The 11,642-nt window shown below is 62.5% G+C and carries 7 protein-coding genes; all 7 read left to right on the top strand.

The annotated features are described in order from the left end of the window. Positions 1-7: 7 nt before the first annotated feature. From ACFFT4_RS27005 to ACFFT4_RS26975, 7 genes are read left to right on the top strand one after another with little or no spacing between them, the layout of a single operon-like run. Positions 8-2,449, top strand: a complete 2,442-nt coding sequence (locus ACFFT4_RS27005) for an alpha-mannosidase (protein WP_378052155.1) — start codon at positions 8-10, stop codon at positions 2,447-2,449. Further along, entirely contained in the window at positions 2,449-3,129 is a 681-nt protein-coding gene (locus ACFFT4_RS27000) for a class II aldolase/adducin family protein (protein WP_378052154.1), read from the top strand. The genes ACFFT4_RS27005 and ACFFT4_RS27000 overlap by 1 nt, the downstream gene beginning before the upstream one ends. Further along, positions 3,126-4,457: a four-carbon acid sugar kinase family protein gene (locus ACFFT4_RS26995; RefSeq protein ID WP_378052153.1), complete on the top strand. Its 1,332-nt coding sequence runs from the start codon at positions 3,126-3,128 to the stop codon at positions 4,455-4,457. Before ACFFT4_RS27000 ends, ACFFT4_RS26995 begins: the two co-directional genes overlap by 4 nt. Continuing rightward, the gene (locus tag ACFFT4_RS26990) at positions 4,441-5,073 is read left to right on the top strand and encodes a D-sedoheptulose-7-phosphate isomerase (RefSeq protein ID WP_378052152.1); all 633 of its coding nucleotides are present in this window, start codon (positions 4,441-4,443) and stop codon (positions 5,071-5,073) included. Before ACFFT4_RS26995 ends, ACFFT4_RS26990 begins: the two co-directional genes overlap by 17 nt. Continuing rightward, the gene (locus ACFFT4_RS26985) at positions 5,070-6,044 is read left to right on the top strand and encodes an ROK family protein (RefSeq protein WP_378052150.1); all 975 of its coding nucleotides are present in this window, start codon (positions 5,070-5,072) and stop codon (positions 6,042-6,044) included. The genes ACFFT4_RS26990 and ACFFT4_RS26985 overlap by 4 nt, the downstream gene beginning before the upstream one ends. A gap of 26 nt (positions 6,045-6,070) precedes the next feature. Further along, on the top strand, positions 6,071-8,242 hold the full coding sequence (locus ACFFT4_RS26980; protein ID WP_378052149.1) for a Sip1-related alpha-galactosidase: 2,172 nt from the start codon (positions 6,071-6,073) through the stop codon (positions 8,240-8,242). Between the two features lie 29 nt (positions 8,243-8,271). Next, complete coding sequence (locus ACFFT4_RS26975) at positions 8,272-11,634, top strand: FAD-dependent oxidoreductase (RefSeq protein ID WP_378052147.1); 3,363 nt, start codon at positions 8,272-8,274, stop codon at positions 11,632-11,634. Positions 11,635-11,642 lie beyond the last annotated feature (8 nt).

Below are 11,642 nucleotides of genomic sequence, written 5' to 3'. Positions count from 1 at the left end.
GATGACCATGACGGAAATGAAGGATAAACGGCTGTATATGATCGGCAACGCGCATTTGGACCCCGTCTGGCTGTGGCAGTGGCAGGAGGGCTTTCAGGAAGCGAAGGCGACGTTCCGCTCCGCGCTGGACCGGATGAAGGAATCGGAGGATTTTATTTTTACGTCGAGCTCGGCGGCCATTTACGAATGGGTGGAAAACAACGATCCCGCCATGTTCGAGGAAATCAGGGAGCGGGTGAAGGAAGGACGCTGGCATATCGTCGGAGGCTGGTGGATTCAGCCCGATTGCAACATCCCGAGCGGCGAATCGTTCGTGCGCCAGGGGCTGTACGGCCAGCGTTATTTCAAGGAAAAGCTGGGCGTTACGGCCAAGGTCGGCTACAACGTGGACAGCTTCGGCCACAACTCCATGCTTCCGCAAATTTTGCAAAAAAGCGGCATGGATTATTACGTCATGATGCGGCCGATGCCCAACGAGAAGGCGCTGCCGGGCCGTCTGTTCTGGTGGCAGTCCGACGACGGCTCAAAGGTGCTGACGTTCCGCATTATGTACGAATATTTGTCTTGGGGCCAGGAGCTCGACAATCATGTCCGCAGATGCCTGGGCGAGTTCAAGGAGCCGCTCAACGATCTGATGCTGTTCTATGGCGTAGGCAATCACGGCGGCGGACCGACGAAGGAAAATATCGAGAGCATCCGCAGGCTGAACGGCGACCCCGACCTGCCGCAGCTGGTCTTCTCGACGCCCGATCGTTATTTCCGCGATGTGGAGAGCAAGGGGCTGGACATTCCGGTCGTGCACGACGATCTCCAGCATCATGCCAGCGGCTGCTACGCCGCCCATTCGGGCGTTAAGCAGTGGAACCGGCAGGCCGAGAACAAGCTGGCGGTCGCCGAGAAGTATTCCGCCCTCGCCTCGTGGATAACCGGACAGCCGTACCCGAAGGAATTCGACCGCGCGTGGAAAAGCGTGCTGTTTAACCAGTTCCACGACATTCTGGCCGGTACAAGCCTGGAGCCGGCGTATCAGGATGCGGCTTATCTGTACGGAGAAGCGATGGCGATCGCGGATCGCTCGCTCAATTACGCGGTCCAATCGCTCTCGTGGAACATCGGCATCGAGCAGGACGAACGCATGACGCCTATCGTCGTGTTTAATCCGCATGCGTGGGAAAGCCGGGTGAACGTGGAGCTGGAGATCGGCGGCATCAAGCCGAGCGCGGTGCTGCTCGACGATCAAGGCAGCGCCGTGCCGTTCCAGACGGTGAAATCTCAGGCCGCCGCGCGGGGGCGGTTCCGCCTCAGCTTCATGGCGGAGCTGCCGTCCATGGGCTATCGCGTCTACAAGCTGCTGAAGGAATCCGATTCCGCCAAAGCGGGGGGCGAGCCGATCAAGGCGGGCGACCATACGATGGAGAACGGCCGGTTCCGGCTCGAATTCGATCCGGCGAGCGGGGGCATCAAGAGCTTGTACGACAAGAAGGCCAAGCACGAGGTGTTCAAGGGCGAAGGGGCGCATCCCGTCGTGCTGGAGGATACGTCGGATACGTGGAGCCACGACGTGCTGCATTTCAACAAGAAGGTCGGCAGCTTCGCGGCGAAGCGGGTGCACCGGGTCGAGCACGGGCCGGTCAAGTCCGTCATTCGCGTCGAAAGCGAATACGGCCGCTCCAGACTGATCCAGGATTTCGCCATGTACCCGGACAAGGACCAGATCGACGTGCAGGTGACGGTCGATTGGCGCGAAGAGTTCAAGATGCTGAAGCTGGTCTTCCCGATGAACGTCGTGTTCAGCAAGCAGACGTACGAAATTCCGTACGGCACGATCGAGCGCGAGCATAACGGCGAAGAGGAGCCGGCGCAGAGCTGGGTGGATTTTACCGGATTGGACCCGGACAACAATACGATTCACGGCATGAGCCTGATCAACGACGCGAAATACAGCTACAGCATCCACAACAAGGAATTGGCCCTGACGGTGCTGCGCAGTCCGATCTATGCCCATCACGTTCCGTACGAGCCCGATCCGAGCGGCCACTATTCGTTTATCGACCAAGGCATTCAGCGGTTCCAGTATACGCTCCTGCCCCATGAAGGCACATGGGAGGACGCGGGCGTCACGCGGGTGGCGGCGGAGGTCAACTGCAAGCCGGTCGCGATCATCGAATCGTACCATGAAGGCAAGCTGCCGCAAACCGACTCGTACGTTCAAGTCGACAAGGCCAATATTATCGTCAGCGCGATCAAAAAAGCCGAGGACAACGACGACCTCATCGTCCGCTGCTACGAGACGTCGAAGCGGGCGACAACCGCCGAAATCCGCCTGCCGCGGTGGAATCGATCGGTGCGCGCGTCCTTCAAGCCTGCGGAAATCAAGACGTTCCGCATTCCGCGCAGCGCCGAGCTGCCGATCAAGGAAACCGATCTGCTGGAATGGGGCGAGCTGTAATGGCGAAGCTTGGCGCGGAACCCGGAGAGGCGTTATGGATGCAGCTGCGCGATACCGGCCGCTACATGCTGGATAACGGTCTTTCCTGGGGGAACGCGGGCAACATCAGCGCCCGCGTCGATGCGGACCGCTATCTCATTACGGCCAGCGGAACGGATATGGGCGAGCTGAGCGAACGGGATTTCGCCCTCTGCTCGATTGGAACCGGCGCGTCCGTGCAGCCGGACGGGCCGAAGCCGTCCAAGGAGACGCCGATGCATCAAGCGGTTTACGAGCTTCGCCCGGACATCAACGCGGTGCTGCACGCGTCGCCGTTCTACAGCACGATGGCGGCCTGCGGCGGCGATTCGATTCCGGCGGACCTGTTCGTTGAAGCGATGTACTATCTGGAAAAAGTGGAACGGGTGCCTTATTGCCATCCGGGCTCGCGCGAGCTCGGCGACGCGGTAAAGGCGAAAGCACGCGCGGCCAATGTGCTGCTGCTTGAAAACCACGGCGTTCTGGTCTGCGACGCCAATCTTCGGGAAGCGCGAATGGCGCTGCATACGCTGGAGATGGCCTGCCGGATGCTTTTCGCGGCCAAGAGCGCCGGAACGGCGCTTCGTCCGCTGACGCCGGCAACGGTGGACAGCTTCCTGAACGAGTCGGGCTACCGGCCGAGAAGGAAGTGGGGGCAATGATCGGCGTCGTTGCGGACGACATTACCGGCGCGGGCGACATCGGCATTATGTTCGCCAAGGGCGGATTGGAGATGCATGTCTACCCTTTGCGGCATGCCGAGGACCCGGCGCGCGCGGATGCGCGTCCCGACGCGCTGATTATCGACACCCATTCCCGGCTGGACCGTCCGGAGGAAGCTTATCGCAAGGCGTTTCGGGCCACGCGGCTTCTGGCGGAAGCCGGCTGCACCGCATTTTACAACAAAACCTGCTCGGTCTTCAGAGGCAACATCGGAGCCGAATTCGACGCGATGCTGGACGCGCTGGATCATGCCTTCGCGCTGGTCGTCCTCGGCTTCCCGAAGACGGGCCGCACGACGCTCGGCGGCATTCATTACGTGCGCGGCCAAAGGCTGGAGCAATCGGAATTCCGGCACGATCCCGTCCATCCGATGACGAGGTCGGATCTGGTCGGCATTCTGCAAGCGCAGACCCGGCGGCGAGTGGACCGCCTCGATATCGGCGTCGTCGACGAGGGCGGCGAACGGCTTCGCGAGGCGATCGCCGAGAAGAAGAAAACCTGCCATTACTTGATCGTCGACGTGCGCGACCAGGCTTCGCTGCGCACGATCGCGGAGGCGGCCAGGGACGAGCGCGTCGTGTGCGGAAGCTCGGCGCTTGCGGAGGAGCTGGCGCTGCTGGAGGGCTATGCGCGCGAAGGGGCCGGCTCCGATAAAGCCGGGGACGGCGCTGTCTCGCCGCCCTTGGCCGGCCGCCGCAACGTGCTGTGCGTTGCTGGCAGCCTGATGCCCCAGACGGCGGCGCAATCGGCGTATATCCGGCGGAAGGGCGTCCGCTCCGCAGAGCTGGACTCGCTTCTGCTGCTCGATCCGCAGCGGCGCGACGAGCATCTGCGGCGGGCGGCGGATTTGGCAGCGCGGGTGCTGGAGGCGGGAGAAGACGTGCTCGTCTACGCCTCCGACGACCCGGAGAAGGTCGCCGAGACGAAGCGGCGCGCCCGGGAGCAGGGGATCGGCAATACCGCAGTGTCGCGGCTCGTGTCGGACGCTTTGTCGCAGACGGTCAAGGCGATTTGCGAGCGTTCCGGGCAGTGCCGGATCGTGGTGGCCGGCGGAGAAACCTCCGCCGCGGTATGCGCCGAATTGGGCATAAAGGGCTTCCGCATTTGGAAGGAAATCGAGCCCGGCCTGCCTTCCTGCGAGTCGCTGGACCCGGAGCGCCGGTTATTCGTGCTGAAGTCGGGAAGCTTCGGAAGCGAGGATTTCCTGTGGAAGGCGATAGCGCATTTGAAAGAAGAAGGAGGCAATCGGGATGAACGAGGCGCTTGACCGATTGATTCGCAAGTATCCGGAGCTGGAAGGCTGCCGGGAGGATCTCGTACGGGCGTACGAGCTGCTTAAGGCGACATACGAGCGGAAAGGCAAGCTGCTGCTGGCCGGCAACGGAGGCAGCGCGGCGGACTGCGAGCATGTCGTGGGGGAGCTGATGAAAGGGTTTATGTCGAAGCGTCCGCTTCCCGCAGCCGAGAGGGAGAAAATGCACAGTCACGGGAAGGAACAGGGAGATTATCTGGCGGATCATCTGCAGGGCGCTCTGCCCGCCATCTCGCTGGTCAGCCACTCCGCGCTTATGACGGCGTTCATCAACGATGTCGCCGCCGATATGGTGTTCGCGCAGCAAGTATACGGCTACGGCAGACGGGAAGACACGCTTGCCGTCTTCAGCACGTCCGGCAATTCGGCGAACGTCGTTCATGCCGTGCAAGTCGCGAAGTCGCTGGGCATGACGACGATCGGCTTGACGGGCAGCGGGGGAGGCCGATTGAACTCGCTGTGCGACGTAACCGTCCGCGTGCCGTTCGATTCCACCCCAGACATTCAAGAGCGGCATCTCCCGATCTACCATACGCTGTGCATCATGCTGGAGGAGGCTTTCTTCGGATGACGACATGGCTGGGCGGCATAGATATCGGCGGGACGAAGTGCGCGGCCGTCCTCGGCAAGGATACCGGGGACGGCATCGATATTGCGGCGAAAAGCGTTTTTCCGACTCCCGGCAGTCCGCAGGCGGCGCTGACGGCGCTCGGGGATGCGCTGGAACGGCTGCTCCGCGAACAGCGGGCAGCGGACCTGCGGGCGATCGGCATCAGCTGCGGCGGTCCGCTGGACAGCGCGGCAGGGCTTGTGCTGTCGCCGCCGAACTTGCCGGGCTGGGACCGGATCGACGTCGTCGCGCCCTTCAAGGAACGGTTCGGCATACCGGTCGGGCTGCAGAACGACGCCAATGCGTGCGCGCTCGCCGAATGGAAGTGGGGCGCCGGACGGGGAACGCGGAATATGATTTTTCTGACGTTCGGAACGGGGATGGGAGCGGGCTTGATTTTGGACGGCCGTCTGTATACGGGAACCAACGATATGGCCGGGGAAGTCGGCCATATGCGCCTGGAGCCGGACGGGCCGGAGGGCTACGGCAAGCGCGGTTCCTTCGAAGGATTTTGCAGCGGGGGCGGCATCGCGCAGCTGGCGGGCTCGATGGCGCTGGACTGGCTGCGATCCGGACGTGCGACGCGGCTCTGCTCTGGCGAAGCCGAAGCGGCGGGGATTACGGCCAGAGAGGTCGGCGAAGCGGCGCGCGAAGGAGACGAGCTGGCGCTTGACGTGATGCGAACGGCGGGCCGCCAGCTTGGTCGGGGACTGGCGGTGCTGGTGGACATTCTGAATCCCGAGCGAATCGTGATCGGCAGCATATACGCGCGGCAGCGGGCGCTGCTTGAACCGGAGATGCTGGAGCAATTGAGGCGGGAAGCGCTGGCGCTGCCGCTTGGCGTCTGCCGGGTGGTGCCGTCCGGTCTGGGCGAGCAGGTTGGAGACGCCGCAAGCTTGTCCGTTGCCCGGCATGCTCTGGGATTGGACTAAGATGAACAAGAAAGGCGGGGCCACTATTGCTAACTTACGATGAGAGTTCCGCGGCGTTTGTCGGCAGCGGCGGCGAGCCGGTGCTGAGCGGCTTCGGCGTGTCGGTGCGGCTGGACGAAGGCGAGCAGGAGCTGCGGCTTGCGGCCGTGGAGCAGCTCCAGGGAACCGACGAACGGGGGCCTTATACGGACTTCGTTCGTGTCTATCAGGGCAAGGAGGAGGAACCGGAGGTCGTCGTCCGCTGGACGCTGCGCGCTTACGATCGGTTTGTATTTGCCTTTATCGCAGGCAAGCTGATCGGCGACAGCGATTACGGCAACCATCGGGCTTTCGCCCCCGATAACGCGATTACCTTAAAGCTGGCCAAGCCGGAAGACCTTGAAGGCGTAATGGCCAATTACCAGCACAAAGACTGGTGGACGCGTCCGCATTTCGACGCGGACTTGACGACGCTGCCGACCCGGACCGTCTCTTTGTTATGGCGCGCAGGCGGGAAATACGGCCACCTGCTCCCGGTCAGCGGACCGCACTATCGGGCGGATCTCGAGGGCGGGCCGAACGAAGCCGAAGCGCTGCTCGTGCGCGTCTCCTCCCATAAGGGCGGAATGACGCAGTGCGATACACTCGCCTTCGTTCTCGTCGTCGGGGAAGATCCTTACGAGCTGGCCGAGAACAACGTGCGGCAGGCGCTCCGGATGCTGGGCGACCCCGCGCTGCCGCGCGCTCGGAAAACCTACCCCGAGCGGCTCGACTATTTGGGCTGGTGCAGCTGGGATGCCTTCTACCATCAGGTGGACGAAGCGGGGCTGCTCGCCAAGGCGGAAGAGCTTCAGCAGAGCGGCCTGCCGGTGAAATGGATCATGATCGACGACGGCTGGTCGGATATCGCGGAGCGCAAGCTGCAGGCTTTCGACGCCGATCCCGCCAAATTCCCGGAGGGGCTTGCGCGCACGATACGGGAATTGAAGGAACGTCACGGCGTGAGCTGGGTGGGCGTATGGCATACGATCGCCGCCTACTGGAACGGCATTCATCCGGCAAGCGAGCTGGCGAGCCGGTACGCCGAATATTTGTTCCGGACGGACCGGGGCAACGTTATCCCTTATCCGGACGCGGCCAGAGGCTTCGGCTTCTGGAACGCCTGGCACGGGTACTTGAAGCGTCAGGGCGTCGATTTCGTCAAGGTGGACAGCCAGAGCGCGGTCAATAACTTCCTCCGGCATCATCGTTCCGTCGGCGCGTCCGCCTCCGCTGCGCACACGGCGCTGGAGGCGTCCGTGTCGCTCCATTTTGACAAAACGATCATTAACTGCATGGGGATGGCGGCGGAAAATATATGGCATCGTCCGGTATCCGCCGTTTCGCGCAACAGCGACGACTTCGTGCCGCAGGAACGGAACGGGTTCAAGGAGCATGCGCTGCAGAACGCGTACAATTCCTATTTCCACGGGCCGTTCTATTGGGGAGATTGGGATATGTTCTGGACGATGAATCACGACGATATCCAGAATGCCGTACTGCGGGCCGTAAGCGGCGGTCCGATCTATTTCAGCGACGCGCCGGGCAGGACCGATCCCGCGAAGCTGTGGCCGCTGATTTATCGCGATGGGCGGATCGTCCGCTGCGACCGGACGGCGAACCCGACGCCAGATTGTCTGACCGTGTCTCCGCAGGAGGCGGGCGTACCGCTTAAGCTGTGGAATACGTCCGGACAGTCGGGAGTCGTGGCCGCGTTCCACGTCGGCGACGACGGGAAGGCGGTACGGGGCGCGGTGTCGGCCGCCGATGTGCCGGGAATGCGGATTCCGGGCGATGGACGGGTCGTGCTGTACGATTATTTCGCGAAGGAAGCCCATTCGTTAGAGGCGGGAACAAATCTTTCTTTTGAGCTTCAGCCGGAGGCATGCAAGCTGTTTACGCTTGTTCCCGCCGCCGGACATGGCGGAGTGACGCCGATCGGGCTGACGAACAAATATATTTCCGCCCATGCGGTGCGGGAACATCGCGTGACGGAGGAGGGAACGACCGTCGTGAGGCTGAGAGAGGGCGGAAGCTTCGCGTTCGCTGCGGACCGCAAGCCGGCGTCCGTTACGGTCAGCGGCCGGGATGCGGCATGGTCGGCGCAAGCGGGAGGTTTCTACGAGGTAGAATGCGGCGGCGTCGAGGGAGAGGTCGTCGTTGAAATCGGATTTGAATAATCGCACAGCTTGCGGAAAGGCGGGATAACATGAACAACAGAATGCCTGCCGCCCAATTGCCCGTATTGTTCGACGCGGACGTCGTCGTGGTCGGCGGCTCTTTCGCCGGCTTGGCCTGCGCGGCGGAGCTGGCGAAGCGGGGCGACAGAGTGGCGGTGATCGAGCCCAGGACGTATTTGGGCCGGGAGGCGACGGCAACGCTGCGTCCGTGGCTGGAGCTTCCGGAAGGAGCCGATCCGGCCCGGCTGCCGCTTCCCGTCAGACGCGCGCTCCAAGCTGAACCGTCCGCAACGTCCGCGTCTGCGGAGCGGCGATATGCGCCGCTGCACCCGGATCGGTTAAAGCGCAGTTTGGAGGACTTGCTGGAGGAGCACGGAGTCGAGCTGCTGTACGCCTCGCTTCCGGTCGCGGTGCTTCAAACCGCGGGTCAAGCGGCGGGGCTGATCGTCGCCAACAAGTCCGGCAGACAGGCGATCCGCTGCCGCCGCATCGTCGATGCCACGGAAACGGCGCTGCTGGCCATTTTATGCGGCGAAGAGATGTCCGGAGAGGCCTCCGCAACGGGGTCTTCCGTTTATCGCAGAACTTTGGAATTTACGGGCGTCGATGTCGATGCGGACGAATTTGTGGAGGCGCCGGAGGCGGGGCGGGTAAGATTGCGCGGGGGTTACCTGGGAGAAGGGCACATTTTGGCGGAGTTCGGCCTGGTGTTGAACGACGGCAACCATGCCGACGCCGACAGGGAACGCGAAATCGCGGCGCGCCACATCGGCATGCGGCTCGCGGCGTACTTGATCAACCATGTCCCCGCGTTCCGCCAGGCAACGTTTACCGCAGCTTCGCATGAACTGCTCGGGCCGTTTTCTTTGGAATTCGAAAGCGGGGACGATGACCGGTTGGCGGCGGAGGGGGAAATCTCTTCGGTCGGACGGGCGCTTGATCTAAACGATATATCCGTCCCGGTGGCCGGCGTTTATTGTTTGGGAAAACGGCTGCTCCGCTTCGGGGATACGGCGCTGCTCGATCCCGTGCAAGCCTCCGTCCTCGGCGAGAAGCTGGCCTATGAATTAGCCGGATCTTCCGCCCGCTCTATGGGCGAAGACTCCCTCAGCGAATCTGCGCTGCAGGAGGCAAGCGGGAGCTCCTCGGACGGGTCAGCGTTTGTGCAGGCAGTCGAAGGGGTTCGGGATGAGTCTGCGTACTTGCGCGGAGTCGAAGGGGTTCGAGATGAGTCTGCGTACTTGCGTGGAGTCGAAGGGTCTCGGGATGAGTCTGCGTACTTGCGTGGAGTCGAAGGGTCTCGGGATGAGTCCACGAACGAAACCTCCCGGGCCGCAATTGTCGTCCCGTCCTTGATCGGAACGGACGGTTCGATGGAGACCGTCGAAATCGATGAGCAGGTCGTGTCCATGAGGAAACGGGCCGATGTGCTTGTGGTCGGCGGCGGTTCCAGCGGAGCCAGCGCTTCCATTACGGCGGCGCGGGAGGGGATGCGAACGATCGTGCTCGACTTGAATCCGGGGCTTGGCGGCACCGGCACCTTCGGGGGCGTCGACAGCTATTGGTTCGGCAAGCGGGGCGGTTACGCGGCGAAAATAACGGAGGACGTGACGGCCGTACAGCGGGAAATCCGTTATAAGGGCCATAAATGGAACATCGAAGCGAAGATGTACGCGCTGCTCAAAGCGGCGGTCGAGGCGGGCGTCGAGCCTCTGTTTAACGCGATCACATTCGGCGTCGTCCAGAACGGCAGCCGCGTCGGCGGCGCGGTTGCGGCTACGCGCTGGGGGCCTTGCGTCGTCGAGGCCCGGGTGGCGATCGATGCGACCGGAGACGGCGATCTCGCGGCCATGGCCGGGGCGGAATTCGTATACGGCTCGGAGAAGGATCATACGGTCATGTGGTACTCGCTCGCCCAATTTCGTACGCCGGGCAAGCTGCAAAACAATTTTACGAGCATGGTCGACGTATCGAATGTACTGGACTATACTCGCGCGATTGTCGCCGGCAGACGCCGGGGCGAGGAATGCCACGATCACGGAATCTATATCGCCACAAGGGAAAGTCGTCATATTATCGGCGACGCGGTCATGAAGCTGACCGATCAGCTGCTGCATCGGCGCTGGCCGGACGTCGTCAATATCCACTTCAGCAACCACGACGTGAAAGGGGTAAGCGGCGCGGAATGGGTCAATGTCGGTCTGATCCCGCCAAATCTGGAAATCGAAATTCCTTACCGCATGCTGCTCCCGAAAGGGCTTGAAGGGATACTCGTCGTCGGCAAAGCGGTATCGGCCACGCATGACGCGCTTCCCGCCATTCGCATGCAGTCGGACCTGGAAAATCTCGGGGCGGCAGCCGCCCTGGCGGCGGCGCTGGCCGTTCGAGAGGACACGACGCCGCGAAGCGTGAGCGTGCGATCGCTGCAGCAAAGGCTGGCGCGGGAAGGGTTAATCCCCGAGGCGGCGCTAACGAGGGAATTGACGACGCATCCCTACAGCGACGAAGAGCTGCGGAAGCTGGTGGAATCGATCGAGACGGAGCAGCCGCTCTACGAATACTCGAATATGCGGATGAACGAGGTTTACCGCTCGGCTATGCCTTTTGTCGAGATTTGCTCCATCGGTCCCCGAATCGTCCCGTTTGTCGAGCAGGCTTTGGAGCGGGCGGACGGGGTCCGGAAAACCAGGCTGGCGCAAGCTCTGGCCATGCTGGGATCCCCATCGGGCGTGCCCGCGTTGGTCGAAGCCATCCTGGCGGATCTGGGCGGCGAGGAGCTTCCGGTGCGGACGGCCGATATTATGTACGTTCAGCTTCCGCCGGATCACGGCGCGATGCCCGACACCGCCAATCTGCTGTACTCGCTTGCGCAAACGGCCGATCCGCGCGCCATCCCCGTATGGCAGAGGGTGGCGGACTTGCTTCATCCGGACGAAGAGGATTTTCGAGATACGTGGAAAGGCATCTTCTATTACGTCGACGCGGTATGCCGCGGAGCGGAGAGGCTCGGGGACAGACGGGCGATTCCGCCGCTTGAACGGATGCACGCCGTTCCTCTGTTCCGCAGCCAGCACTGCGCGGCCGGAGCGCAGGCGGATTATTTTCCGGAAAGAAGGGCCATGCTGGAACTGGCGATCGGACGGGCGCTTGCGCGCTGCGGCGGCAGGGAAGGCTATGAGATTCTCATTCGTTATTTGGATGACGCGAGGTCCCTGCTGAGCAGAAACGCTTTGCTCGAGCTGCAAAGATTAAGCGGCAGAACCGACGGCAAGGACGCGCGGCGCTGGCGCGAATGGCTGGAGCAAGCCAAGCCTTACGAGACGACGCATCCGCTTCGGATGCGGCTGGACGTCGAGCGAAGCAGCGAATCGCTGCTGCGGCAATTCGGTTAAAGGGGAAC

Source organism: Cohnella cellulosilytica (assembly GCF_042431195.1).
In the GTDB taxonomy this organism is placed as follows: Bacteria; Bacillota; Bacilli; order Paenibacillales; family Paenibacillaceae; genus Cohnella; species Cohnella cellulosilytica.
This window is presented reverse-complemented; position numbering and strand designations above follow the sequence as displayed.

Excerpts from the sequence above, each read along its gene's own strand:
- ACFFT4_RS27005 (WP_378052155.1), top strand. The coding sequence starts at position 8 with ATGACGGAAATGAAGGATAAACGGCTGTATATGATCGGCAACGCGCAT.
- ACFFT4_RS27000 (WP_378052154.1), top strand. The coding sequence starts at position 2,449 with ATGGCGAAGCTTGGCGCGGAACCCGGAGAGGCGTTATGGATGCAGCTG.
- ACFFT4_RS26995 (WP_378052153.1), top strand. The coding sequence starts at position 3,126 with ATGATCGGCGTCGTTGCGGACGACATTACCGGCGCGGGCGACATCGGC.
- ACFFT4_RS26990 (WP_378052152.1), top strand. The coding sequence starts at position 4,441 with ATGAACGAGGCGCTTGACCGATTGATTCGCAAGTATCCGGAGCTGGAA.
- ACFFT4_RS26985 (WP_378052150.1), top strand. The coding sequence starts at position 5,070 with ATGACGACATGGCTGGGCGGCATAGATATCGGCGGGACGAAGTGCGCG.
- ACFFT4_RS26975 (WP_378052147.1), top strand. The coding sequence starts at position 8,272 with ATGAACAACAGAATGCCTGCCGCCCAATTGCCCGTATTGTTCGACGCG.